Source organism: Amycolatopsis albidoflavus (assembly GCF_039525725.1).
In the GTDB taxonomy this organism is placed as follows: Bacteria; Actinomycetota; Actinomycetes; order Mycobacteriales; family Pseudonocardiaceae; genus Amycolatopsis; species Amycolatopsis albidoflava.
In genome coordinates, this window is the sequence record NZ_BAAAHV010000008.1 from 1 (window position 1) to 25,613 (window position 25,613).

At 69.0% G+C, this 25,613-nt stretch carries 20 protein-coding genes; 14 read left to right on the forward strand and 6 right to left on the reverse strand.

What is annotated here, in order from left to right:
* Window positions 1–198: 198 nt before the first annotated feature.
* Entirely contained in the window at window positions 199–846 is a 648-nt protein-coding gene (locus ABD156_RS10335) for a hypothetical protein (RefSeq protein ID WP_344269814.1), read from the reverse strand.
* 259 nt (window positions 847–1,105) lie between these two features.
* Here ABD156_RS10335 and ABD156_RS10340 point away from each other — a divergent pair, with 259 nt between their 5' ends.
* Window positions 1,106–2,143, forward strand: coding sequence for a polyprenyl synthetase family protein (locus ABD156_RS10340; protein WP_344270711.1), 1,038 nt, complete (start codon window positions 1,106–1,108; stop codon window positions 2,141–2,143).
* A gap of 12 nt (window positions 2,144–2,155) precedes the next feature.
* Window positions 2,156–3,580 (forward strand): sunset domain-containing protein, encoded by a 1,425-nt coding sequence (locus tag ABD156_RS10345; RefSeq protein WP_344269815.1) that lies wholly within the window; start codon window positions 2,156–2,158, stop codon window positions 3,578–3,580.
* 66 nt (window positions 3,581–3,646) lie between these two features.
* Here ABD156_RS10345 and ABD156_RS10350 read toward each other — a convergent pair whose 3' ends face one another.
* The 4 genes from ABD156_RS10350 to ABD156_RS10365 all read right to left on the reverse strand — a co-directional run bounded on the left by ABD156_RS10350 (window position 3,647) and on the right by ABD156_RS10365 (window position 8,140).
* Window positions 3,647–4,711: a 2-oxoacid:ferredoxin oxidoreductase subunit beta gene (locus ABD156_RS10350; RefSeq protein ID WP_344269818.1), complete on the reverse strand. Its 1,065-nt coding sequence runs from the start codon at window positions 4,709–4,711 to the stop codon at window positions 3,647–3,649.
* Window positions 4,708–6,636, reverse strand: coding sequence for a 2-oxoacid:acceptor oxidoreductase subunit alpha (locus ABD156_RS10355; RefSeq protein ID WP_344269821.1), 1,929 nt, complete (start codon window positions 6,634–6,636; stop codon window positions 4,708–4,710). The genes ABD156_RS10350 and ABD156_RS10355 overlap by 4 nt, the downstream gene beginning before the upstream one ends.
* A gap of 286 nt (window positions 6,637–6,922) precedes the next feature.
* The gene (locus ABD156_RS10360) at window positions 6,923–7,684 is read right to left on the reverse strand and encodes an enoyl-CoA hydratase (RefSeq protein WP_344269824.1); all 762 of its coding nucleotides are present in this window, start codon (window positions 7,682–7,684) and stop codon (window positions 6,923–6,925) included.
* 12 nt (window positions 7,685–7,696) lie between these two features.
* Window positions 7,697–8,140 carry an Lrp/AsnC family transcriptional regulator gene (locus ABD156_RS10365; RefSeq protein WP_037712217.1) on the reverse strand — a complete coding sequence of 148 codons (444 nt, stop codon included), beginning with the start codon at window positions 8,138–8,140 and terminating at the stop codon, window positions 7,697–7,699.
* Between the two features lie 74 nt (window positions 8,141–8,214).
* Between ABD156_RS10365 and ddaH the strand changes: the two genes are divergently transcribed.
* Window positions 8,215–9,060, forward strand: a complete 846-nt coding sequence (ddaH, locus tag ABD156_RS10370) for a dimethylargininase (protein ID WP_344269835.1) — start codon at window positions 8,215–8,217, stop codon at window positions 9,058–9,060.
* 39 nt (window positions 9,061–9,099) lie between these two features.
* Here ddaH and ABD156_RS10375 read toward each other — a convergent pair whose 3' ends face one another.
* The gene (locus ABD156_RS10375; protein ID WP_344269838.1) at window positions 9,100–9,960 is read right to left on the reverse strand and encodes an alpha/beta fold hydrolase; all 861 of its coding nucleotides are present in this window, start codon (window positions 9,958–9,960) and stop codon (window positions 9,100–9,102) included.
* A 97-nt stretch (window positions 9,961–10,057) separates the two neighbouring features.
* On the opposite strand from ABD156_RS10375, the gene ABD156_RS10380 reads away from it, so the two are divergent.
* The 11 genes from ABD156_RS10380 to ABD156_RS10430 all read left to right on the forward strand — a co-directional run bounded on the left by ABD156_RS10380 (window position 10,058) and on the right by ABD156_RS10430 (window position 25,613).
* Window positions 10,058–10,522 (forward strand): CGNR zinc finger domain-containing protein, encoded by a 465-nt coding sequence (locus ABD156_RS10380; RefSeq protein ID WP_344269841.1) that lies wholly within the window; start codon window positions 10,058–10,060, stop codon window positions 10,520–10,522.
* A 177-nt stretch (window positions 10,523–10,699) separates the two neighbouring features.
* Window positions 10,700–11,332 (forward strand): polysaccharide deacetylase family protein, encoded by a 633-nt coding sequence (locus ABD156_RS10385; protein ID WP_344269844.1) that lies wholly within the window; start codon window positions 10,700–10,702, stop codon window positions 11,330–11,332.
* 300 nt (window positions 11,333–11,632) lie between these two features.
* Window positions 11,633–12,331, forward strand: coding sequence for a glycoside hydrolase family 75 protein (locus tag ABD156_RS10390; RefSeq protein WP_344269846.1), 699 nt, complete (start codon window positions 11,633–11,635; stop codon window positions 12,329–12,331).
* Window positions 12,332–12,551: 220 nt separating this feature from the next.
* Window positions 12,552–13,886 (forward strand): nucleotide sugar dehydrogenase, encoded by a 1,335-nt coding sequence (locus ABD156_RS10395; RefSeq protein WP_344269848.1) that lies wholly within the window; start codon window positions 12,552–12,554, stop codon window positions 13,884–13,886.
* 130 nt (window positions 13,887–14,016) lie between these two features.
* The gene (locus ABD156_RS10400; RefSeq protein WP_377926251.1) at window positions 14,017–15,090 is read left to right on the forward strand and encodes a glycosyltransferase family 4 protein; all 1,074 of its coding nucleotides are present in this window, start codon (window positions 14,017–14,019) and stop codon (window positions 15,088–15,090) included.
* Window positions 15,091–15,197: 107 nt separating this feature from the next.
* On the forward strand, window positions 15,198–16,538 hold the full coding sequence (locus tag ABD156_RS10405) for a YveK family protein (RefSeq protein ID WP_344269851.1): 1,341 nt from the start codon (window positions 15,198–15,200) through the stop codon (window positions 16,536–16,538).
* Complete coding sequence (locus ABD156_RS10410; RefSeq protein WP_344269854.1) at window positions 16,535–18,127, forward strand: Wzz/FepE/Etk N-terminal domain-containing protein; 1,593 nt, start codon at window positions 16,535–16,537, stop codon at window positions 18,125–18,127. The genes ABD156_RS10405 and ABD156_RS10410 overlap by 4 nt, the downstream gene beginning before the upstream one ends.
* 13 nt (window positions 18,128–18,140) lie before the next feature.
* A complete protein-coding gene (asnB, locus tag ABD156_RS10415) occupies window positions 18,141–20,045 on the forward strand; it encodes an asparagine synthase (glutamine-hydrolyzing) (protein WP_344269857.1) in 1,905 nt (634 codons plus the stop codon).
* Window positions 20,042–22,207: a bi-domain-containing oxidoreductase gene (locus ABD156_RS10420; protein WP_344269860.1), complete on the forward strand. Its 2,166-nt coding sequence runs from the start codon at window positions 20,042–20,044 to the stop codon at window positions 22,205–22,207. The genes asnB and ABD156_RS10420 overlap by 4 nt, the downstream gene beginning before the upstream one ends.
* Complete coding sequence (locus ABD156_RS10425; protein WP_344269863.1) at window positions 22,207–24,087, forward strand: alginate lyase family protein; 1,881 nt, start codon at window positions 22,207–22,209, stop codon at window positions 24,085–24,087. Before ABD156_RS10420 ends, ABD156_RS10425 begins: the two co-directional genes overlap by 1 nt.
* Window positions 24,084–25,613 (forward strand): right-handed parallel beta-helix repeat-containing protein, encoded by a 1,530-nt coding sequence (locus ABD156_RS10430; RefSeq protein ID WP_377926249.1) that lies wholly within the window; start codon window positions 24,084–24,086, stop codon window positions 25,611–25,613. The genes ABD156_RS10425 and ABD156_RS10430 overlap by 4 nt, the downstream gene beginning before the upstream one ends.

A 25,613-nucleotide genomic window follows, 5' to 3' on the forward strand; every position in this document is an offset into this window, starting at 1 on the left:
CGGTCAACCCACCATGACCAGCACAAACCAAGATGAAAAACCCCCAATGTGGCATTGGGTGCGTCAGATGCACCCAATGTGGCGTTCGGTGCGTCGCATGCACCCAATGCCACATTGGGGCGCGTCGCGGCGGACCGTTTGGGGGCGTGAGGGGAACCCTGAGGGACTCTGAGTTCGTGAAGGTTCCCCTCACGTACTTCAGGGGGTGGGGGCGCAGGCGGTGTGGCCTACGGTGACTGAGCCTGTTGCGCCGGAGGCGGGGGTGAAGTCGATGCGGAGCATGGTCAGGGTCATGCTTCCGTCGCCGGGGAGCGTTTGGATGTTGAAGACCGCGTTCGCCAGTACGGTTCCGTCGCTCTTCGTCAGGGGCTTGGTGTAGTTCGCGGGGATGGGTGAAGGCAGGCCGCTGATTCCGGTGAGGCCGCTCAGGGTCCAGTTCGCGTTGGTGCCGCTTTGGGTTGCCTTGCAGGTCACTGTGTACGACGAGATGCGGATGCGTTTGCCGCCTGCGCTTACCAGAGCTGACAGTTCGAAGTTGTTGCCGGTGGCGGTCGACGTCGTGGTGGTGACGTCGTTCGCGGGGTCGACGACTTCGGTGGTGCAGCTTGACGTGCCGCCGCCGAACGTGACGCCGGGCTTGGACACCGCGGGTGCGGAGCCGCTGGTCGGGCCTTCTACGGCGCACGGGGCTTGCGTCGGGATGGAGATCGTGGTGCCGGCCTTGGTGAAGTTCGCGTTGCCGGTGTCGGCGACTCCGGCGGGGCTGTCCGCGGCGGCGGTGCCGGCAGCGGCGAGCAGGCCGGCGGCGGTCAGTGCTCCGGCCAGTTTGGCGCGCTTGATGATCATGTCTCGTCTCCTCGCTGCTGATGCTGCTCAAAGGTCTATCCGCAGGTCCGAATCGCCCGTTGCGCCCTCGGGCGGCGATCACCCGTCCGGGATCGCGGATCAACCCGTTCGTGGCCCAGCGCTCAGCTGGGGCGGCAGTGTCGCGTTCGTCACCGTTTCCGCAGGACAGCGGGTAAAGGCAGGCCGCGGGGCAACCACTACCCTGAAGGGGGTAACCGACTGGCGACGAGCGCCACGAGAGAGCGGAGCCGACGTGTCTGTGTCTTCACCACCTCCGGGGGCGGCCCGGGATGGCGCTGTAGAGGACCTGCGCGCGACCGTCGGGCTGCAGATCCAGGACGAGCCCTTGCTGCGCGCGATCGCGGGCGGGCTGGCGGACGTCGAGACGATGCTGCGGGACGTCGTGAAGAGCGACGTGCCCGCTGTGCACGACGCGGCGTTGCACCTGGTCGAGGCGGGGGGCAAACGTTTTCGTCCGCTGTTCACGCTGCTGTCCGCGCAGTTCGGGCCGAAGCAGGGCGAGCAGGTGCTGATCGCGGCTGCCGCGGTCGAGCTGGTGCACCTGGCGACGCTGTATCACGACGACGTCATGGACGAGGCGACCATGCGCCGGGGCGCGGAGAGCGTCAACTCGCGCTGGGACAACACCGTCGCGATCCTCACCGGCGACTACCTCTTCGCGCACGCTTCGCGGCTCGTCGCCGACCTCGGCACGGACGCCGCGCGGATCATCGCCGAGACGTTCGGCGAGCTGGTCAGCGGGCAGATGCGGGAGACGGTCGGGCCTGGGCCTGGTGACGATCCGGTCGAGCACTACCTCACCGTGATCGCGCAGAAGACCGGTTCGCTGATCGCGACGTCGGGACGCTTCGGCGGCATGATGTCCGGCGCGGCCGAGGAGCACGTCCAGGCGCTGCGCCGCTTCGGCGACATCATCGGGGCGGCCTTCCAGATCTCCGACGACGTCATCGACATCGCGTCGCCCTCGGTCGAGCTCGGCAAGGCGCAGGGCACTGACCTGCGGGAAGGCGTTCGCACGCTGCCGATGCTGTACGCGCTGGCCGATCCGGGCACCGACCCGCGGCTCGTCGAGCTGCTCGCCGGCCCGATCACCGACGACGACCTGGTGGCCGAGGCGCTCGAGCTGCTGCGCCGTTCCAGCGGCCTCGAACGCGCGCGGGCAACCCTTTCCGACTACGCTTCCCGAGCACGTGCCGAGCTCGCCTCGCTGCCCGCTTCCCCTGCGCGCGACGCTTGCGAGTCGGTCGCCGACTACCTGGTCGCGCGAACGTTCTAAAAGGGGCGGAAGATGTCCATTTTCGGGCAGGTGTGGCTCTGGAGCCTGCTGGCCTTCATCGTCGGCGCGGTCATCGCCTGGCTGGTGCTGGCGCGTCCGGCACGCAAGCGGGTACGCGAACTGGAAGCGGAACTGGCGAGCGCGCACGCGGACACTGCGCGCGCCGCGGCCAGCACGCCCGCGCGCACCGCGGTGCTGCCGCCCGCGGAGGACTGGACCAGAGACCGCCGCGAGCACGCTCCGACGGAAGTCATCCAGGCGACGAGCGCTTTCGAGCCGGAAGCCGAGTACGACGCGGAATACCGCACGGCTCCGGAACCGGCGGCCGCTGCGGCCTCTGTGGACACTGCTGAGTCTCCAGAGGACGACGTCGACGAGGCGTTCGCTCAGGCCGAGGCCCGCGAACACCATGCGGCGAACGGTCTTTTCGACAGCGCGCCGGCCGAGACTGCTCCGGAGGACTCCGGCTCGGCCTACCGCGCCGCGGCCACCGAGTACCTGCAGCCGGTCGACCGCGACACCGGTTCGCACCGCATCGCCGAGCCGGCCGAGGACCACGACAGCGGCTATCACCGCATCGCGGAACCGGCGGACGCGCACGACAGCGGCTACCACCGCATTCCGGACCCGGTCGACGTTCCGGCGGCGGACTACTCCGAGGCGGACAGTCCCGCTGAGCAGGAGCAGAGCCATCACCTGGCCGAACCGGCCGACGGTCTGTCCTCTTTGGAGCGGCGACTCGACCCGAATCCGTTGGACGGCACCGCTTCGGAGCCCGAGCCGGTCTCGCTGTTCCGCCCGGGACCGGGTCGCGCGGCCGAGCCGGAGCCGGACTGGTTCAACCAGACGGACGCGCCGCAGCGGTCGGCGTTCGAAGAACCCGCCGAACCGGTCGAATCGACTGTCGGTCACCTCGAAGAGGAATCGACGACCGATCACCTGATCCCGAACGTCGAGCCCGCTGCAGTGTCTACAGAGGACACTGCGGACACGGTGGACACGGTGGACGCTGCGGGTGGCCAGGGCTTGCCGAAGCGGCAGCGCCGCGAATCCCCGCGCGGCGGTTTCGACGCGCCGCAACCGATCCAGCCGTCGATGCGCCCGGTGGAGCGCCGCGAACCGGATCTCGCCGGCGGGCACAGCGGTTCGCTGTTCGAGCCGTCCGTGCAGCCGAACCAGTCCGCGATGGCTGCTCCGGAACCGCCGCCCGCGCGCCAGACTGCTGACGACGCGGTGCCGCCGGGGCCGTTCGGCCCGGGGTCGGCGATGCCGCGTCCGGGCGGTGGCCGTCCGGCGGATGGTTTCACGGTGAAGGCGAGCGTGACGGCGTTGCGGTATTGCGGGGAGGATTCGCCGCAGTTCCCGAAGATGGTCGCCGAGGTGTGGTTCCGCAGCGCGGCTGATGCCGAGCGGGTCGGGTTCCGTCCCCTGCACTGAGTCCACATGCGACAGAGGCCGCCATCCCCGAGGGGGTGGCGGCCTCTGTCGTAAGTGGACTAAAACCTAAACGACGGTCCAGGTGTCCTTGCCCCGCAACAGCCCCTGCAGGTCCGGCTTCCGAGCCTCACGTGCCTGCTCGACCTGGGCCCGCGCCGCATCGTCGTACGTAGGACGCTCGACCTGGCGCAGGATGCCCATCGGGACGTGGTTCAGGTTCTGGTCGCCGAGGCGGGAAAGCGCGAAGGCGTACGAGGTGTCCGCGATGGACGGATCGTGCACCACCAGGTTTTCCTCGCCGATTTCCGCGACCTTGCCGACATCCAGGCCGCCCCAGTCGCCGCGGCGGACGCCGTATTCGCCTTCCGAGCCGAAGCGGATCGGCTCGCCCGTGCGGAGCGGGATCAGCCGGGAGGCGGCTTCGTCCTTGTCCTTCAAGACATCGAACGCGCCGTCGTTGAAGATCGGGCAGTTCTGGTAGATCTCCACCAGCGCCGAACCGCGGTGTTTCGCCGCTGCCTCAAGGACTTCGGTGAGGCCCTTGCGGTCGGAGTCCATCGCGCGGCCGACGAACGACGCCTCCGCGCCGATCGCCAGCGACAGCGGGTTGAACGGAGTGTCCAGCGAACCCATCGGCGTCGACTTCGTGACCATGCCCTGGCCGGACGTCGGCGAGTACTGGCCCTTCGTGAGCCCGTAGATCCGGTTGTTGAACAGCAGGATCTTGATGTTCACGTTGCGCCGCAACGCATGGATCAAGTGGTTGCCGCCGATGGACAGCGCGTCGCCGTCTCCGGTGACGACCCACACCGACAGGTCCGGGCGCGTCGTGGCGAGCCCGGTCGCGATCGACGGCGCGCGGCCGTGGATCGAGTGCATGCCGTAGGTGTTGAGGTAGTACGGGAACCGCGACGAGCAGCCGATGCCCGAGATGAAGACGATGTTCTCGCGCTTGAGCCCGAGCGTCGGCAGGAACGACTGCACGGCGTTGAGCACCACGTAGTCGCCGCAGCCGGGACACCAGCGCACTTCCTGGTCGGACTTGTAGTCCTTGGCCTTCTGCGGTTCGTCGGTGGTCGGCACCAGGTCGATGCCGCCCAATTGCGGCAGCCCGAGATCGATGGCGGTCACTTGACGCCCTCCGGAACGAGGTTGGCGATGATGTCGGAGAACACGTTCTGCAGTTCCTCGGCCTTGAACGGCAGGCCGGCGACCTTCGTGTACGAGTGCACGTCCACCAGGAACTTCGCCCGCAGCAGCAGTGCGAGCTGGCCGAGGTTCATCTCCGGGACCACGACCCGGTCGTAGCGCGCGAGCACCTCGCCGAGGTTGTGCGGCAACGGGTTCAGGTGCCGCAGATGCGCCTGCGCGATCGGCATCCCGAGCTTGCGCACGCGGCGGCAGGCCGCGCCGATCGGGCCGTAGGACGAACCCCAGCCCAGCGCCAGCACGCGCGCCTCGCCGGACGGGTCGTCGACCTCCAGGTCCGGCACGTCGATGCCGTCGATCTTCGCCTGGCGCAGCCGCACCATCTTGTCGTGGTTGTCCGGGTCGTAGGAGATGTGGCCGGTGCCATCGGCCTTCTCCAGCCCGCCGATGCGGTGCTGCAGCCCGGGAGTGCCCGGGATCGCCCACGCCCGCGCGAGCGTCTCCGGGTCGCGCACGTACGGCCAGAACTCGCCGGATCCGTTGTCGGAGTTGGGTTCCGACGCGAATTCCACGCGCAGATCCGGCAGGTCCTCGACATTCGGGACCAGCCACGGCTCGGAACCGTTGGCGATCGCGCCGTCGGACAGCAGCAGCACCGGCGTGCGGTACTTCAGCGCGATCCGGGTGGCCTCGATCGCCGCGTCGAAACAGTCGGCGGGCGAGAGCGGCGCGACGATCGGCACCGGCGATTCGCCGTTGCGGCCGTACATCGCCTGCAGCAGGTCGGCCTGCTCGGTCTTGGTCGGCAGGCCGGTGGACGGCCCGCCGCGCTGCACGTCGATGATCACCAGCGGCAGTTCGGTCATCACGCCGAGGCCGATGGTCTCCGACTTCAGCGCGACGCCCGGCCCGGACGTGGACGTGATGCCCAGCGCCCCGCCGTAGGACGCGCCGAGCGCGGCCCCGATGCCGGCGATCTCGTCCTCCGCCTGGAAGGTGATGATGCCGTAGTTCTTGTGCTTGGACAGCTCGTGCAAAACGTCCGAGGCCGGGGTGATCGGGTACGTGCCGAGCAGGATCTGCAGCCCGGACTGCTGTCCGGCGGCCACGATCCCGTACGCCAGCGCGGTGTTCCCGGTGATCTGCCGGTAGGTGCCCTTGTCCAGCTTCGCGGGCGCGACCTCGAAGGTGGTCGCGAACGATTCAGTGGTTTCGCCGTAGTTCCAGCCTGCCCGGAAGGCAAGGATGTTCGCCTCGGCGATGTCCGGCTTCTTCGCGAACTTCTCGCGCAGGAAGCGCTCGGTGCCCTCGGTCGGCCGGTGGTACATCCACGACAGCAGGCCGAGCGCGAACATGTTCTTGCAGCGTTCGGCGTCCTTCTTGCCGAGCCCGGTGTCGGCGAGCGCGCCCTGGGTCAGGGTCGACATGGCGACCCGGTGCACCTGGAACGGCGACAGCGAATCGTCGTCGAGCGGGTCGGTCTCGTAGCCGACCTTCACCAGGTTCCGCTTGGAGAACTCGTCGGTGTTGAGGATGATCGTCCCGCCACGGGGGACGTCGCGGACGTTCGCCTTGAGCGCGGCGGGGTTCATCGCGACGAGCACGTCCGGCCGGTCGCCCGGCGTGAGGATGTCGTAGTCGGCGAAGTGCACCTGGAAGGACGAGACGCCGGGGATGGTGCCCTGTGGCGCCCGGATCTCGGCCGGGAAGTTCGGCATGGTCGACAGGTCGTTCCCGAAAGCCGCCGCCTCCGAGGTGAACCGGTCGCCGGTCAGCTGCATCCCGTCGCCCGAGTCGCCGGCAAACCGGATGACCACCCGGTCCAGCTTGTTCACCTCGGTGGAGCGGGACGCGGTCAGCGCGCCTTGCCCGTTCCCGGCCGCGCTGCCGTTCGCACTGGTGCTCATGGGTCAGGGAATCCCTCTCTCCCGGCGTGCTGCGGGCCAGGGTCGGCTCCCCGGGGAGCCCGCCGAGGCCTGCTTCCGAGGTTACTCGCCGCGCCCCTGGCCGCGGCCCGAGTGCGGTCAAGTGTGGGGTGGCCAGACCAGATGCCCGCCAGGGTGCCCTCGATCGTAGGGCGAATCGGGCCCTCGTCCGGAGTGACGCGCGTCTCTTGCCGACCGCGCGGCACTGACCAGCAGTTTGCTCCAGGTTGAGGGTTCCCGGAATGTGGGAATTTTTGCGCGGTGCTGGTCAGCGGCCGCTGATGCGCGCCTTCATCGCCGCCAGTCGCTCGGCGAATGCCGGTGCGGCCAGCGATTCCAGCTGCGGGACGAGCTCGGCGTCGACCGCAGCGGCGTGGTCGGTCAGGCCGCTCGTCTGCCGCATAGTCCGCTTGGTGGACAGCACGACCTCGCGCGGCGCGGCGACCGTCGGGGCGGCGAGGTCGCGCGCGGCCTGGACCAATGCGTCGTGGTCGCCGTCCACAAAGCGCAGTGCGAACCCGACCTTGACTGCGGATTCCGCGGTAAGGGTTTCGCCGAACAACGCCATCGCGGACGCCTGCTGCGGACCGAGGATTCGCTGCGACATCCAGGTCATGCCGCCGCCGGGGTGCAGGCCCAGTTCGAGGAACCGCGGGATGAATTTGGCGTGCGGCCCCACGAGGCGGACGTCGGCGGCCAGCGCGAGGTTCAGACCAGCGCCGACAGCGGCCCCGCCGACCGCGGCGATCGTCGGCAGGCTGCATCCGGCGACAGCGAGGAACCCCGCGTACACCGAGCGCAGCCCTTCGGCGTCGGCCTTGCCGAGCGCGGTGAGATCCGCGCCCGCGCAGAACGCTGGCGGTGCGCCAGTAACGATCACGGCGTGCACGTTCTCGTCCGCTTCTGCGCGCGCGACCGCTGCGGCCAGCTCGGCGGAGAGATCGAGAGTGAGCGCGTTGCGGCTCTTCGGGGCGTCGACGGTGAGCAGCGCGACGCCTTGGTCGTGCTCGCTGTGAATGCGGTCGGTCATGCCGCGAGCATCTCAGGAGGGCGTCGGCGGGCGCTCCAGCAGCCGGGACAACACGACTGTCGACACCGTGCGATCGATGATTTCCAGCCCGCGCAGCCGTTCGAGCGCGGTCTCCAGGTGGTGGATGTCGGCGGCGCGCAGGTGCACGATCGCGTCAGCCGCGCCGGACACCGTGTACGCGGCGACGACCTCGGTCAACGGCTCGAGCCGGGCGCGGATCCGGCCGGGCGTGACGTTGCCCTGGCAGTGCACCTCGACGAACGCCTCGGTGCCCCAGCCGAGCGCCTCCGGGTCGACGACCGCGGTGAAGCCGCGCAGCACGCCCGTTTCCAGCAGCCGGTCCACGCGCCGTTTCACCGCGGGGGCGGACAGCCCGACCACCTTGCCGATCTCCGCGTAGCTGGAGCGGGCGTTGGCCACCAGGCAGGAAACGATTCGCTGGTCGATGGTGTTCACACGCAATGTTTAGCACGCAGGTGCGCAGTGAACAGCGATTGATTGCGAGATTAGGTCCACCTTAGCCTGGTTGCATGCAGGGAGAGGCTGTGCCGCCGCGGGTGCCCACGCCCCGCCGTTACCTGATGTGCCCGCCGCGTTATTTCGCCGTCGACTACGCGATCAACCCCTGGATGGACCCCTCCAAGCCGGTCAGCGCGGACGTCGCCGTCGCGCAGTGGACCGAGCTGCGCGACACCTATCGCCGCCTCGGCCACACCGTCGAGGAGATCGACCCGCAGCCCGGCCTTCCGGACATGGTGTTCGCGGCCAACTCGGGCACTGTCGTGGACGGGCGCGTGCTCGGCTCGCGGTTCCGTGCCCCGCAGCGCGCCGCCGAGGCGGAGCACTTCCGCCGCTGGTTCCTCGAACACGGCTACCGCGACCTGACCATGCCGGAGAAGATCAACGAGGCCGAGGGCGATTTCGCCTGGACCGGAAAGCTGCTGCTGGCCGGCACCGGCTTCCGCACCGACCCGGCCGCGCACGCCGAGGCGCAGGAGGTGCTCGGCGTCCCGGTCGTGTCGCTGCAGCTGATCGACCCGCGTTATTACCACCTGGACACCGCGCTGTTCGTGCTGGCCGAGGCGACCGACACGGCGACCGCGCAGGTCGTCTACTACCCGGAGGCGTTCTCGCCTGGTTCGCAGCGCGTGTTGCGGCGGATGTTCCCGGACGCTGTTCTCGCTACCGCGGCTGATGCTGAGTGCTTCGGGTTGAACGGGGTGTCCGACGGGCGGAACGTCGTGCTGCCGGTCGAGGCGACGGACCTTGGTGCGCGGCTGGCTGAGCGGGGTTACGAGCCGGTCTACGTGGATATTTCGGAGCTGCGGAAGGCCGGCGGCGGGCCGAAGTGCTGCACTCTGGAGATCCGCAAGTAGGTCAGTGCGGTTTCGGATCGGCCGTTTTGCCAACCCGGCTTACTCCAGGACCCGGCCGAGGAAGCCGCGCAGGTAGCCCGCGACCACGTCGAGGTGGCTTTCCAACAGGAAGTGACCGCCGTCGATCAGGTGCACCTCGGCGTCCTTGGCGTCGCGGGCGAAGGCCTCCGCGCCGGCTGGTCCGAAGATCTCGTCGTTGCGGCCCCAGACGGCGAGCACCGGGACGTCGTGGGTGCGCAGGAACTCGTGCAGCCGCGGGTAAAGCGGGCGGTTGTGCTGGTAGTCGCGGAACAGCGCGAGCTGGATTTCGTCGTTGCCGGGGCGGGAAACGCGGGCGTGGTCGTGCTCCCAGGTGTCCGGGCTGACCAGGCTCGGGTCGGGGACGCCGTGCAGGTACTGCCAGCGGATGGCGTCGTAGCTCAGCGCGGTGCGGACCGCCGGTTCGGTGTCTGGGCCCGGGTTCGCGCCGTAGGCCCAGAGGCCGGTCCAGAACGAGTCGACGAAGCCTTCCTCGTAACCGTTGCCGTTCTGCGTGACGATCGCGGAGATCCGGTCGGGGTGCTTGAGCGCGAGCCGCCAGGCGATCGGGGCGCCGTAGTCCTGGACGTAAACCGCGTAGCGGTCCAGGCCCAGCTGGTCGAGCAGGCCGGCGGTGAGGTCGGCCAGTGCGTCGAAGGTGTAGTCGAACTCGTCGGTGCCGGGGGCGGCGGAGTAGCCGAAGCCGAGGTGGTCCGGCGCGATCACGCGGTAGCGGCCGGCCAGCAGCGGGATGAGGTTCCGGAACATGAACGAGCTGGTCGGATACCCGTGCAACAGGACGATCGCGGGCGCGTCGGCGGGACCGGCTTCGCGGTAGAAGAGCTCGTGGCCGTCGACGACGGTCGTCCGGTGCTGGATCATGGCTAACCCCTTTAAGGTTTTAATCCGGTTAGGTACTCGCCAGGGAAGCACGGTCGAGCTAACCTGTCAAAGGGTTCAGTCTGGTTAGGGAGTTTCGATGGTCGCGCTGCTCGACCTGCTCAACAGCAGGCCGCTGGTCAACGGCGAGGAACAGGACGCGCTCGACCGGCAGTGGGCGCGGGAGCACGGTGGCGACGGGAGCGCCGCGGAGCTGGAGCTGCTGATTCGCGCGCGGGATCTCCTGCGGGACGTCGTGCGCGGGGACAGTTCGCCGGCCGTGTTGCGTCCGCTGCTCGACGGGGTGCGTCAGGTTCCGGAGATTTCCGCCGACGGCCTTCGCTGGTCGGTGGAGACGCCGCCGCATGCCCGGCTGGCGGCCGGGGCGGTGCTGGACTGGGCGGCGCTCGAGAAGGATCTTCCCGGGCGGTTGCGGGCCTGCGCCAATGACGAGTGCCAGTTGTTCCTGCTCGACCGCAGCCGGGCGAACCGTGCGCGCTGGTGTTCGATGGCGGCGTGCGGGAACCGGGAGAAGGCTCGGCGGCACTATCAGCGCAATCATTGAATCTTCACCCAAACGTGTGAAGATGACGGCTGTCTACAAGTGTGGACATATTCCGATTTTCCTGCGGGAGTGTTTTCTCCACCCCAGAAGTCCCCTGTTGACCATGGGATCAGCGTCGGTAACTACTCCGTTTGCTAATCCGATTAATCGGGTACGGTACTTCGGACGGGAGGCGCGATGATCACCTTTGCGGTGCACGGCATTGGCAAACCCCAGCGAGCCCTCGACCCGGGAGAGGACGAGCGGTGGATCACCGTGGAGCAGTTCGACGCGCTGCTGGACGTCGTCTCGGGGACGGGCGCACAGCTCACCTTCGACGACGGGAACTCGTCGGACGTCGAGATCGCCTTGCCGCGGCTTGTTGAGCGTGGGCTTTACGCCGAGTTCTTCCCGCTGGCCGGCCGGGTCGGCGAGCGCGGGTACATCGACCGCGACGGGCTGCGGCAGTTGGTGGACGCGGGGATGCACGTCGGATCGCACGGGTGGGACCGGCTGGACTGGCGGCGCCTCGACGGGTCGTTCGCGGTGCGCCGGGAGCTGGACGAGGCGCCGCGGTTGCTGGAGCGGCTGAGCGGCACCCCGGTGCGGCGGTTTTCGCTGCCGGAGGGGCGGTTTGACCGGCGGGTGCTGACGCATCTGCGCGAGGCCGGGGCGACCCGCGTGTACGCGAACGTCGGCGGGGTCCGCGGGGCGGCGCTGGTGCGGTCGCGGACGGAGATCCGGTCGGACCTGAGCTCGCGCTGGGCCGAGGCAGTGAGCCGCCGTCCGCGCCGATTCCCGGCCCGCTGGGCTTCCCGGCCAGGCCGGTAACTCGCGATCCGCGAAGGCCTCCTTCACGCACTCTGATCCCCATGCCAGAGCCCTAAGCCGGCCCTGCGACTGCGCGCGGGGTGTCCGTGAGGGGAACCCTGAGGGACTCTGAGTCCCTCAGGGTTCCCCTCACGGACGTCTGTCGGGGTGGTGTGGGCGCGCAGCTTGGGGTTTCTTTGCGGGTTGCTCGGTTCGGTGGGAAAAAACACCCTCTTTTGGCGGGTTGTGACCGCATCCGTTCGGCGGCATCCTGAGCGCGCGCCGCCGTAAGGAAAGTTTCCTAATAAACAGGGAGCGTCGATGCGGAAACTCGTCCTGCTCGCGATTCTGGCGATAGCCGCCGCCGTCCTGCCCACCGCGCTCGCCTCCGCCGCGACCCGAGCCGCGAATCCGGCCGCCGAAGCGGTTCAGGCGGGCCCGACCGCGGACCAGATCCTCGCCAAGGTCGCCTCCTGCAAGCAGATCTCCAACGGCAAGTACAAAACCGACGAAGACTCCGGCAGCGCGACCGTCCCGGTGTGCGACGCCGGCAAAGCGGTCTTCTGGAAAGCCGACATGGACATCGACTGCGACGGCCAGCGCACCGCCGAGTGCAACGAGAACACCGACTGCTGCTTCCAGCCCGACACCGCCTTCCCGCAATCCGACGGCAAAGCGCTCAACGCCGCCAAGCTCCCGTACATCGTGGTCCCGTCTTCGAGCAGCATCTGGAACTACGAAAACTCCGGCCTCCGCGGCGGCGGTTCCTGTGCGGTCATTTACAACGGCAAGGTCGAGTACGCGGTCATCGGAGACACCGGGCCGAACAAGATCATCGGCGAGGCGTCGTACGCGACGGCCAAGGATCTCGGCATCAACCCGGACCCGAAGAACGGCGGCGTCGACTCCGGCGTGACCTATGTCTGCTTCAAGAACTCCGCGGTGGACCCGATCGAGGACCACTCGGCCGCGACGAGCACCGGGGAAAAGCTGGCGTCTGCGTTCGTGGGCGGAAACTGAATTTTCCGAAGCTTCGGAAGGCATTCACTGCCCTTTCCGGACAACGGTGGGCAAATTCCCCGGGCGATGCGGCCGGATGGGGTAACCGCCGGTCCGGTGGGCGGCGCAAGGCGGGAATCCGTGCGAGGACACGGGTTCCCGCCTTGTTATGCGGAACCGGTAACGAAGCCCGTCCGCGCTCCGACCAATGAGCAGCGAGCGGTCGGGCGGAGGTTTCGTTGTGAAGATCAGCGTCTTCGGGCTGGGATACGTCGGGTGCGTGTCCGCGGCTTGCCTGGCGGGACAAGGGCACGAGGTCGTCGGAGTAGACGTCAATCCGGCGAAGGTGGACCTGGTGACGGCCGGCAAGGCGCCGGTGGTCGAGGAACGGATCGGGGAATTGACCGCGGAAGTGGTCGCCTCCGGGGCATTGCGGGCGACGACCGAGGTGGCCGAGGCGATCCTCGCGACGGACGTTTCCCTGGTGTGCGTCGGTACGCCGTCCGCGCCCAACGGGAGCCTTTCCACCGAGTACCTGCAGCGCGTCGCCGAGCAGATCGGCGATGCGTTGAAAGAACGAAAAGCTTTGGGGAACAACGAGAATCGGCACACCGTGGTGTTCCGGAGCACGATGCTGCCGGGCACCTGTCTCGGGCTGCTCGTGCCGATCTTGGAAAAGCACAGCGGCGGTACCGCGGGGGTCGACTTCGGCGTCGCGGTGAACCCGGAATTCCTGCGCGAGGGCACCAGCGTCCGCGACTTCTTCCAGCCGCCGAAAACGGTGATCGGCGAGTTCGATCCGGGCAGCGGCGACGTCGTGGCGAAGCTGTACGAGGGGCTGCCCGGCGACGTGTTCCGCGTGCCGATCCCGGTCGCGGAGATGACGAAGTACGCGGACAACGCTTTCCACGGCGTGAAGATCGGTTTCGCGAACGAACTCGGCGCGATCTGCCGTGCGCTCGGGCTCGATTCGCATCAGGTGATGGACGTGTTCCTGGCCGACCGCAAGCTCAACATCAGCCCGGCGTACCTGCGGCCCGGGTTCGCCTTCGGCGGCTCCTGCCTGCCGAAGGACCTGCGCGGGCTGGTCTACGCCGCGCGGCAGGCGGACGTCTCGGTGCCGTTGCTCGCGCACGTGCTGCCGTCGAACGCCGAACATCTGCACCGGGCGTTCGAATTGGTCGCGCGGACCGGGAAACGCAAGATCGGGCTGTTCGGGCTTTCCTTCAAACCGGGCACCGACGATCTGCGCGAGAGCCCGTTGGTCGAACTCGCCGAACGCTTGCTCGGCAAGGGATACGACCTCAAGATCCACGACGCCAACGTCAGCCTGTCGCGGCTGATGGGGGCCAACCGCGAGTACATCGAAAGCAGGCTGCCGCACCTCGGGCAACTGCTCGCCGGGTCGGTGCAAGAGGTGCTCGACCACTCCGAGGTGTGCTTGATCGGCACCTCGGACCCGGAGGTGCTGGCCGCCCTGCCGCACGGCAGCGGGCCGGTGCTGGTCGATCTGGTCCGCGTCCCGGACGCCGCCGCGCGCCGGGCGGAAGAGGGGTACGTCGGCCTTGCCTGGTGAAGGCTTTTCCGAAAACGAAATCCTGCGGAACCGGGTCGCGCTGATTCTCGTCGAGAATCTGTCGGTGCCGTTCGACCGGCGCGTGTGGCAGGAATGCCAGACGCTGCGCGACGCCGGGATGACCGTGCACGTGATCTGCCCGCAGGGCACGAAACGGGACACCGAGGCCGAAGTCGTGCTCGACGGCGTGCACATTCACCGGTACCCGCTGCAGGCGGCGACCGGCGGGCCGGCCGGGTACGCGCGCGAGTACGGATCCGCGCTGTGGCACACGTTCCGGCTCGCCCGCAAGATCGGCCGGATCGACGTCGTGCACGCCTGCAACCCGCCGGATCTGCTGTTCCTCGTCGCCCGGATGCTGCGAAGACGCGGCGCGAAGTTCATTTTCGATCAGCACGACCTGGTGCCGGAACTGTATTTGTCCCGATTCGACCGCGGACAGGATTTCCTTTACCGCGGCGTTTGTGCGTTGGAACGTTCCACCTATCGCGCGGCGGACGTCGTGCTGTCCACCAACGAGAGCTACCGCCAGGTCGCGCGGATCCGCGGCGGCAAGGCGCCCGAGGACGTGTTCGTGGTCCGCAGCGCGCCGGTCGTGGAGCGGTTCCACGAGGTGCCGGTGGAGCCGGAACTCAAGCGCGGCAAGCCGAATCTGCTCTGCTACCTCGGCGTGATGGGGCCGCAGGACGGCGTGGACTACGCCCTGCGCGCGCTCGCGTCCCTGCGCGACGAGGTGGGCCGCGACGACTGGCACGCGGTGTTCGTCGGCGCGGGCGACACGTTCGACGAGATGGTCGCGTTGTCGCATCAGCTCGGATTGTCCGGACAGGTGGAATTCACCGGCCGGGTTTCCGACGAGGATCTGCTGCGGTATTTGTCCGCGGCCGACGTGTGCCTTTCGCCGGATCCGCTCAACCCGCTCAACGACGTGTCGACGATGAACAAGGTCATGGAGTACATGGCCATGGGCAAACCGATGGTGTCGTTCGAGCTGCGCGAGGCGCGGGTGTCGGCGGGCGAGGCGGCGCTTTACGCCCCGGCCAACGACATCGCGGAGTTCGCGAAGCTCGTCGCCGTGCTCCTGGACGACCCCGAGCAGCGGGAACGGATGGGGCAACTCGGCAAGCAGCGCGTGCGCGGACCGCTCGCCTGGGGCAATTCCCAGGCGGCGTTGATCAAGGCGTACGAGCGTGCGCTGGGTTGAGCCGGGTCGCGTTTCGAACAAGGTTCGGCCGGATGGTGTAACCAACCGGTGCGGTGCCGCGACGGGGTCAATGACCCGTGCGTCGGCCCGTGAGGGGAGACCTGGTTTTGAGTGACGAAACAGTACGCCTCTCTGTCGTGGGGAAGGTGGTGCGCCGGCGATGGCGAGCGTTGCTGCTGCTCGCGGTCATCGGCGCGGGTGTCGGGGCCGGGGCTTCCGCGGTGCTGTCGCCGGGATACGAGGCGCAGTCCAGCGTGTTGCTGCAGGGACCAAGGCAGCCGGACGAACTGCTGACCGAAGCGCAGGTGGCGACGAGTTCGGTGGTGCTCGACCGGGCGTCCGCGGCGCTGGGGCTCGGGGTCCGCGGGACGGATCTGCAGAAATCGGTCGCCGCGTCCGTGGCGCAGGGCAATGTCGTGACGATTACCGCGAAAGGCTCCACTCCGGAGCGCTCGCAGCAACTGGCCGACCAGGTCGCGGGCGAGTTCGTGAAGTATTCGACGCAATTGCTCGGAAATTCCGCGGACCAGGCCGCGCAACTCGCGCAACAGCAGAAGGAATCGCTGCGCCAGCAGATCGTGCAGACCAACCAGCGGATCCTCGACCTGTCGAAGTCCGTGGCGAACGGCGACACCGTCGAGGGCGTGCAGGCGCGCACGACGCTGCAGGGATTGCGGACCGCGCTGGAGCAGGCGGTCAACAACCTCAACGCGGCGGACGCGGCGACTGGCGCGGGCAACATGGTCGTGCTCGGCCCGTCCGAGCGGCCGTCTTCGCCGTCCGCGCCGACGTTCCTGCAGCTGACGGTCGGCGGCGCGGTGCTGTTCTTCGTGCTCGGGATCCTGGCCTACCTGTTTGGCGCGCGGACCGACCGGAGACCGCGCAGCGAAGGCGAAATCGGTTCGGCACTGGGCGCTCCGGTGCTGGCGAGCATCGACACTCCGGCGGCTTCGCACGCGCCGGCGAAGTGGTGGCGGAAGGCCGTCGGGAACGACCGGCCGTGGAATCTGCCCGAGGTGCCGGCGTCCGCGGACGACGCGGCCCGGGAGGTGCGGTACCGCCGCGTGCTCGCGCGGCTGGGTGCGGATCGCGACGGAGTGTTGCGGCTGCTCATTCTGGTTCCGAGCGGGGACGCCTCGGCACGGAACGTCGCGGAGCAGTTCGCCGGCACGGCTCGCGGCGACCGCATCCGCGTCGAGGTCACGGTGACCGAAATCGAGGTGGTACCCGGGGCGCAGCCGATCGTGCCGGACGGAACGGCAGGGGTGCTCGTGGTGATCTCGCTCGGCTCGCGCAACGCGTGGGAACTGGTTTCGATCGCGGAGGCTTGCGCGGACTCCGGGCACGAAATTCTCGGTGCCGTGCTGGCGCGGGAAGTGCACGTCGCCGGCGGACCGAAGCAGAAGCCGGTCGCCAAGCGGACCGATGAACTGGCTGGTGCGCGATGAGCGCCGGGCAGGCCCAGCCGCTGGTCGATCTTCAGCGGCTGGTGGTCGCGCTGCGGCGCAAGCGGCGGTTCTGGCTGACGACCGCGCTGGCCGGGCTGATTCTCGGCTGTGCGGTGGCGATCCTGCTGCCCGCGCCGCCCACCGCGGTCACGAAGATCATGGTGATCCACCCGGACGATTCGCCGACCGACAGCGGCACGCTGATGCGCACCGACGTCGCCGTGCTTTCGACCGCGAACATGGCGGCAGCGGCGCTGAAACGGATCAACAACACCGAATCGCCGTCGGATTTCCTGAAGGACTACGCCGGGCTCGGCCTCACCAACAACGTCATGCAGGTGACGGTCAAGGGGAAGACGAAGGACGAGGCGGTCGCGAAGGCGAAGGCGCTCGCGGACGCGTTCATCGCCGACCACACGGCGCGCACCCAAGCCGCGGCGACCGGTCGCTCGAAGGCTTTGCTGCAGCAGCGGGATCAGTCGCAGGCACAGCTGGCGGACATCGACAACCAGGCCGCGGCTGAGGTCGCGAAGGGGCGCAATTCCAACGCTGGCGCGCTGGAGCAGTTGTACACGCAGCGCGCGAACCTGGTGTCGAAGATCGCCGATTTGCAGAACCAGGCGCAGCAGGCCGGGATCGGGTCGCCGGAGGTCATCGCCGGGACGCAGATCGTGGACGCGCCGGCGGTCCAGCCGGTGTCCAAGCTGAAGACCTATGGCACGGACGGCGGCGTCGGGCTGGCCTTGGGTCTCGCGCTCGGGCTCGCTTTCGCCGCGGTGTCCGCGTTGGTCCGGGACCGGCCGGTCTTGCGTCGCGAAATTTCGCAGCACCTCGGGGCGTCGGTCATCGCGCAGGTGGGCGTGAAGCCGATCGGCCCGGCGAAGCTGTGGCGGCGCTCGAAGGCGGTTACCGAATCCAGCCGGGTCGCGCTCACGCTCGCGCGGGCGGCGCGGGAGGACCGGGCTTCGCTGTCGCTGCTGGAAATCGGTGCGGCCTCGACCGCGGCGGAGCTGGCGGTGGAACTCGGTCGTTCGCTGGCCGAGGACGGCCCGGTGGTGCTCGTGGACGACCTGCCGGGCAAGGAAGTGTCGCGGCTGCCGGTGGAAGGAAACGTCCAGGTCGTCGAGGCTGGCGACCCGGCGGTGGCGCGCGCGGTGCGGCGGGTCGGGGTCGGCACGGCCGCTCCGGGCACGGCGTGGACCGACCTGTCGGCGCTCGGCGCGGAAGCGGTGCTGGTGGTGCGCGCCGGGTTCGCGAACACGCAGTGGCTGCACACCGTCGCGCGGCAGCTCGCCGACTGCGGCGTCCCGATTCTCGGCGTGGTGCTGGTCGATCCGGATCCGAAGGACCGCACCGACGGCACGCTCTGGGACGGGCTGCACACCGCGTTGCGCGGGCGGGCGGCCGTGGTCGCGAAGAAACAGGAAGACGCGGTCGAGCTGGAACTGCGCGAGGAAACCAAACCGATCGAATGGCCGGGGAAGCGCGACACCGAGCGCAGGCGCCGTCCGCTCGACCGGACTCGTCCGCCCTCGCCGGTGGATCCGGACGCACCGACGAGGCGGCTCAAACCCGTACAGGAAAGCTAGGGGGACCAAGCGCATGTGCGGCATCGCGGGCGCGTACAGCTGGCCGGACGGCGGCCCGCTCACCGACCGGCTCACCCAGTGCCTCGCGCACCGGGGGCCGGACGGCGACGGCCGCTACGACCACCGGGACGTCCACTTAGGACACCGTCGGCTGTCCATCGTGGACCTTTCGGAAACCGGCGCGCAGCCGATGACGGCCGAGGGCCTCGCCCTGACCTACAACGGCGAGCTGTACAACGCGCCGGAGCTGCGGGCCGAACTCGAAACCGCCGGGGTCCGCTTCCGCGGCACCTCCGACACCGAGGTGCTGCTGCGGGCCTGGCGGGAGTGGGGAACGGACTGCCTGCCGCGGCTGCGCGGGATGTTCGCCTTCGCGGTATACGACGAACGCACCGGTGAGCTGGTGCTCGTGCGGGACCAGTTGGGCATCAAGCCGCTGTTCTTCGTGCGTCGCGGCGGCGGGGTCGTGTTCGCGTCGGAGCTGAAGGCGCTGGCTCGCGAACTCGGCGACACCTTGAACGTGGACCAGGCCGCGATGATCGCGTCGCTGCTCTACTACTGGGTCCCGGACAGCCGGTGCGCATACCGCGAGGCGGAGAAACTGTCGCCGGGCACTTGGCTGCGGTTCCGGCCGGACGGCAGCACGGACACCGGCGCTTACTGGTCGCTGCGCGAAGTCGCCGAGGAAGGCGCGGAGTATCGCGGCGAGGTCGACCTGCACGCGGTCGTCGAGGATTCCACCCGCAAGCACCTGCTGTCCGACGTCCCGGTGGCGACCTTCCTCTCCGGCGGCCTCGACTCCAGCTACCTCACCGCGCTGGCCGCGCGCGAGCAGCCGGGGATTTCGGCTTACACGATCGGTTTCCGTCCCGAGGACGCGAAATTCGAGGCAATGCCGGACGACCTGCGCTACGCCCGGATCGTCGCCCGCCAGTTCGGCGTCGACCTGCACGAGATCGAGATCGCGCCGGACGTCCAGGATCTGCTGCCGCGGATGACCCACCACCTGGACGAACCGATCGGCGACCCGGCGGCGATCAACTCGTACCTGATCTGCTCGGCCGCCCGCGAGGCCGGCGTGAAGGTGCTGCTGTCCGGGATGGGCGCGGACGAGCTGTTCGCCGGGTACCGCAAGCATTTGGCGAACCTGCTGGCGTTGCGGTACCGGCGGGTGCCGGGCGTGGCCCGCCGGGCGATCGGGGCGGCGGTCGACCGGCTGCCGGTCGCGTCGTCCACGCGCGGTTACCGGTCGGTGCGGTTCGCGAAGCGGTTTCTGTCCTTTGCGGACCTTCCGGAGGAAACGGCGTTCCGGCGCAGCTACACCATGTACGACCGGGCCGAGCTGCTCGACCTGGTCTCGCCGGATCTTCAGTCCGAAGTGGACGATGTGCTCACCGAGCACGCGGACATCTACTACGACACGAAGCTGACCGACCAGGTCAACCGGATGTGCCTCGCCGACGCGCGAATGTTCCTGCCGGGCTTGAATCTCACCTACACCGACCGGTCCACCATGGCCGCGTCCACCGAGGTGCGAACGCCCTTTGTGGACATTGAAGTGGTCCGGGCCGCGTTCCGAGTGCCCGGCAGGGAGAAGATCGCCGGACGCCAAGGCAAGGTGGCGTTGAAGAAGGCGGCCACGGCGATCCTGCCCGACGAAATCGTGTACCGGCCGAAGGGCCTGTTCAGCGCGCCGCTGCGGGCGTGGATGAGCCGGGACCTCGCGCCGCTGGTGCGCGAGGTCATTGAGGACGGCGTCCTGGTCGAGTCGGGTTTCCTGCAGCGCGACGCCCTGCGCAAGCTGGTGGCCGAGGACGCCGCCGGGCGCGAGGACCGCGCGAAACATCTTTGGCACGTGCTGACCCTCGAGTACTGGTACCGCGGGGCCCTCCGCGGCGAGCGGCTAGGAGTCCAGTGAAACAGGTAGTGCAGAACTACAAGAGCGGCGAACTGGCCCTGCTCGACGTCCCGGTGCCGGCGTGCAAACCGGGCGGCGTGCTGGTCCGCAGCCAGTACTCGCTGATCTCGACCGGCACCGAGATGATGAAGGTGTCCGAGGCGGGAATGTCGTTGCTGGGCAAGGCCCGGTCGCGGCCGGACCAGGTCGCCAAGGTCATGCAGAGCGTCGCGACGAACGGCCTCGCCGCGACGTATCGCAAGGTGTCCGGGAAGCTCGATTCCTATACGCCGCTGGGCTATTCGCTGTGCGGCGTGGTCGAGCAGGTCGGCGAGGGCATCGACGACGTCGTGGTCGGCGACCTCGTGGCGTGCGCCGGGAACGAGCACGCGCTGCACAGCGAGCTGAACTGGGTGCCGAAGAACCTGTATGCGAAGGTGCCGGCCGGGCTTTCGCCGCGGCAGGCGGCGTTCGCGACCGTCGGCGCGATCGCGATGCAGGGCGTCCGGCGCGGCGAACCGCAGCTCGGCGACCTCACGCTGGTGATCGGGCTCGGCCTGATCGGTCAGCTGGTGGTGCAGTTACTGGTGGCGAGCGGCGCACGCGTCGTCGGCGTGGACCCGGACGCGCAGCGTTGCGAACTCGCGCGGGAGCTGGGCGCGCTGGCCTGCGGGCATCCGGCGTCCGGCGAGATCGACCAGGCGGTGGCCGAACTCTCCGGCGGACACGGCGTCGACCAGGTGTATCTCGCCGCGGGCGGGGCCTCGAACGATCCGGTGGAGCTGGCCGCGCGGCTCGCGCGCGACCGCGGCCGGGTGGTCGACATCGGCAAGATCTCGTTGAACCTGCCGTGGAACGCTTACTACGAAAAGGAACTCGACGTCCGGTTCTCCCGCTCCTACGGGCCCGGCCGTTACGACCCGTCCTACGAGCTGGAGGGGCGCGACTACCCGATCGGCTACGTGCGCTGGACGGAACGGCGCAACCTGGAGTGCTTCCTCGACCTGGCCGCGCGGGGCAAACTCGACGTGTCGCCGCTGATCAGCCACACCGCGGACTTCGCGAAAGCGGTCGAGACCTACCGGGCGCTCAACGAGGGCGAGCTGAAGGCGGTCGCGGTGCTGTTCCGCTACCCGGACGCGCCGCCCGCCGAGGACGAAAGCGTGGTGTCCGCGGTTCCGGCGGCTCCGGCCGTCGACAAGCGGCCGGACCCGTTGCGGGACTTGCGGATCGGGTTCATCGGCGCGGGCAACTACGCGTCGTCGATGATCCTGCCGCACCTGGCCGGGGACGAACGCGTGCTGCTCACCGACGTCGTCACCACCTCCGCGCTCTCCGGGGCCAACGCGAAGCGCAAGTTCGGTTTCGTCGCAGCCAGCACCGACGTCGACGCGTTGCTGGAGGACGACCAGGTCAGCACGGTCTTCGTGGTGACCAGGCACAGTTCGCACGCTGAGCTGACGCGGCGGGCGCTCCTGGCGGGCAAGGCGGTCTTCGTGGAGAAGCCGCTCGCGTTGTCGGAGAAGGAATTGCGCGGCATCGTGGACGCGGTCGCGGAATCGGGCAACGACCGGCTGCAGGTCGGGTTCAACCGGCGGTTCGCGCCGCTGCTGGTCGAGGCCAAGAACCAGTTCGGCCCGCGGGTCGGCCCGGCTTCGGTGCGGTACCTGGTCAACGCGGGCCGCCTCGACGCGAACAGCTGGTACAACCAGGCCGATTCCGAGGGCAGCCGGTTCGTCGGCGAGGGCGGGCACTTCATCGACACGGTCAGCTGGTTCCTCGGCAGCGACCCGGTTTCGGTGTACGCCACCGGCACCCCCGGAAACCACGACCTGCAGGTGCTGCTGCGCTACGCCGACGGCTCGACGGCGTCGATCAGCTACATCACCAGCGGCAGCACCGCGTTCCCCAAAGAAACGCTTGAAGTGCTCGCCGACGGGAAAGTGCTGAAATTCGACGATTTCGTCCGCGCTTCGGTGTTCGGGCGCAAGCGCTGGACCAGTTCGCGGCTGCCGAAGGCCCGCGACAAGGGCCAGCAGGCCGAACTGGACGCGTTCATCACCGCGCTGAAGACCGGCGTCGCGATGCCGATCAGCCTCGACTCGCTCGTGTCCACGACGCTGGCGACGCTGGCCGTGCACCGCAGCCTGGAGACCGGCGCGCCGGTGCGGTTGGAGCGGTGATGGACCCGTCCTGGTACCTGCGCCGGCTGTCCGCGATGGGGCCGGCGGAGATCGCCGGCCGGGTCGGCGACGTCGTGCGCAAGCAGCGCTGGCGCGGCGAATCCCAGCGGCAGCCGACCTGGGCGGCGACCCGGACGTTCCCGGCCTGGCCCGCCGAGCCGGAGGTGCCCGCGACCGGCCGGGAAAGGCTGGTCGCGGCAGCGGATCGGCTGATGGACGGGCACGCCGAGTATTTCGGCGTCGCGCGGGACGACCTCGTCGCGCCGGATTGGGCGTTCGATCCGAAGACCGGCCGCCGCGCGCCGGGGGACCGGTATTCCTTCGAGATCCCGTACCGCGACGAGAACGCGATCGGCGACATCAAGCAGATCTGGGAACCCTCGCGGCATCAGCACCTGACCGTGCTGGCCGCGGCGTACCAGGTGACGGGCGACGATCGCTACGCGCACCGCGTGGCTGATCACCTGAAGTCGTGGTGGGCGGCCAATCCGCCGATGCGCGGCGTGCACTGGTTGAGCGGGATCGAGCTGGGGATCCGGCTGCTGTCGTGGGTGTGGGTGCGCCGGCTGCTGGACGGCTGGCCCGGCGCGCCCGGGCTGTTCGAGGACAACCCCGAGGCGCTGCGGCAGATCTGGCACCACCAGCGGTGGCTGGCGGCGTTCCCGAGCCGGGGCACTTCGGCCAACAACCACGTGCTCGCCGAGGCCGCCGGGCAGCTGGCGGCGTCGTGCGCGTTCGACTGGTACCCGGAGTCCACCGGCTGGCGATCCGCCGCGATCCGCTCGCTGGACTCGCATTTACGGGCCAACACCTTCACCTCCGGCCTGAACCGCGAGCTGGCCACGGAGTACCACGGTCTCGTGCTGGAACTGGGCCTCGCCGCCGCGCTGGAGGCCGGACCGCGACTGCCGCGCTCGACCTGGCTGGAACTGCGAGCGATGTGCGACGCCCTCGCGGCCATTGTGGACTGTGCCGGACGCCCGCCGCGCCAAGGCGACGCCGACGACGGCTTCGGCCTGATCGTGGACGGACCGCCGACGGACCGCTGGCATTCGCTGCTCGCCACTGGCGACGCGCTGTTCGGCCGCGCGGAGTGGTGGCCGAAGCTGCCCGACGACGACGTGCGCACGGCGTTGTTCGCAGCTCTGCGCTCCCGAGTCCCGCAGCTGGACAACTCCCGCGAGCGCCCCGTCTTCTCCGACGCAGGCATGACCATTCTGCGCAGCGACAACGGCCCGGAGATCTGGTGTCGCTGCGACAGCGGTCCACACGGCTTCCTCGCGATCGCCGCGCACGCGCACGCCGACGCGTTGTCCATTGAGGTCCGGCACGACGGCGTCGACATCCTCGCCGACCCGGGAACGTACTGCTACCACGGCGAACCCGAATGGCGTGCGTACTTCCGCTCCACGCTCGGCCACAACACGCTGCAGCTCGGCGGGGTCGACCAATCGACTTCCGGCGGCCCCTTCCTCTGGACGCGGCACGCCAACTCGCGCACCCTCGCCGTGACGCCCACGCAATGGCAGGCCGAACACGACGGTTACGCCCCGGCATTGCACCGCCGCACCGTCGAGCTGTCCGGCCGGACGCTGACCGTGGTCGACGAGGTAACCGGCGGCGGACCCGCCAAACTTGCCTTCCACCTCGGGCCGCTGCTGTCGGCCGAGCTGGACGGAAACACCGCGCAGCTCACCTGGCCCGGCCGCACCGCGACGCTGGAACTGCCGCCGCAACTCGGCTGGACCGCGCACCGAGGCGAGACGAATCCGCCGCTGGGCTGGTATTCGCCCGGCTTCGGCCGCCGCGAACCCGCCACGACGCTCGTCGGCTCCGGTCCCGTCACCGGGCCGCTGACCACCGTGCTCCGCCTGCCCTGATGTCGAGAGGATCCACCGTGCGAAGGATTTTGGTGCCGCTGCTGGGGGCGTTGCTCCCGCTCGCGCTGGCTTCGTGCAGCTCGTCCGGAGCCGCGCCAGCTCCGGTCACCGGATCGACTACGCCGCAGGGCCCGGTCGCCGCGGTCTGCGATCACGCGCCGCCCGGCCCGGCGACCGCGCCCGCCGGGGCCGTCCAGGTCGATCCGGCCGTGGTGGACGACTTGTCGGCCAAGACGAAGAACTCCCCGGCGGGCACCACGTTCTGGCTCGCGCCCGGCACGCACCGGCTCACCGACGACGAGTACGCCCAGGTCCAGCCGAAGGACGGCGACGTCTACCTCGGCGCTCCCGGCGCGGTCTTCGACGGGCGCAAGAAGAACCGGTACGCCTTCGCCGGCCCGGCCAAGGACGTCCGGCTCGAATCGTTCACCGTGCAGGGCTTCACCGCGCCGCGCGACGAGGGCGTGGTCAACCACGATTCGGGCCCGGGCTGGGTCATCCAGCACCTGACCGTGCAGGACAACGACGGAGCCGGGCTGATGGCCGGGCCCAAGCAGCAGATCCTCGACAGCTGCCTGCGGCGCAACGGCCAGTACGGCCTGAACGCCTACTCCGGCAACGCCGTGGTGACCGGGCTGGTGCTGCGCGGAACCGAGATCACCGGCAACAACACCGCGAACTGGGAGTCCAAGGTCCCGGAGTGCGGCTGCACCGGCGGCATGAAGTTCTGGGCGGTGGACGGCGCGGACGTCGTCGGCAACTGGGTGCACGACAACCGCGGCACCGGGCTGTGGGCCGACACGAACAACAACGATTTCCTGATCGAGGGCAACCTGATCGAGAACAACGACAGCGCCGCGATCATTTACGAAACCAGCTACAACGCGATCATCCGCAACAACACGATCCGCCGCAACAACCTGCTCGACGGCCGTGCGCACGCCGACCGCGGCGACCCGTTCCCGGCCGCCACGATCTACGTTTCCGAGTCCGGCGGCGAACCGCGGCTGAAGGCCAGGACGAGCAATCTCGAAATCTCCGGAAACGTGCTGCAGGACAACTGGAACGGCATCATCCTGTGGGAGAACGCCGACCGGTTCTGCAACAGCCCGGCCAACACCTCCAGCGGCTCGTGCACGAAGCTCGTGCCGAACGTCTCGACCTGTTCCGCGCCGGCGATCGCGAAGAAACCGCTGTACAGCGACTGCCGATGGAAGACCCAGCGGGTCGTGGTGCAGCACAACCAGTTCACGCTCAACTCGAAGGCGCTCGGCTGCGAGGAGGTGTGCGGCCGGATGGGCGTGCTGTCCAATTTCGGCAGCTACCCGAACTGGTCGCCGTACCAGGGCGCGGTGATCCAGCAGGCGATCACGTTCCAGCAGGACAATTCCTGGCACGACAACGCGTACGCCGGGCCGTGGACGTTTGTCGCCAAGGAAATGAGCAACATCGTCGGCATCGGCGAATGGCAGAGCGCGCCGTACCACCAGGACGCGAATTCGAGCTACAAGCCGAACGGGGGCTGA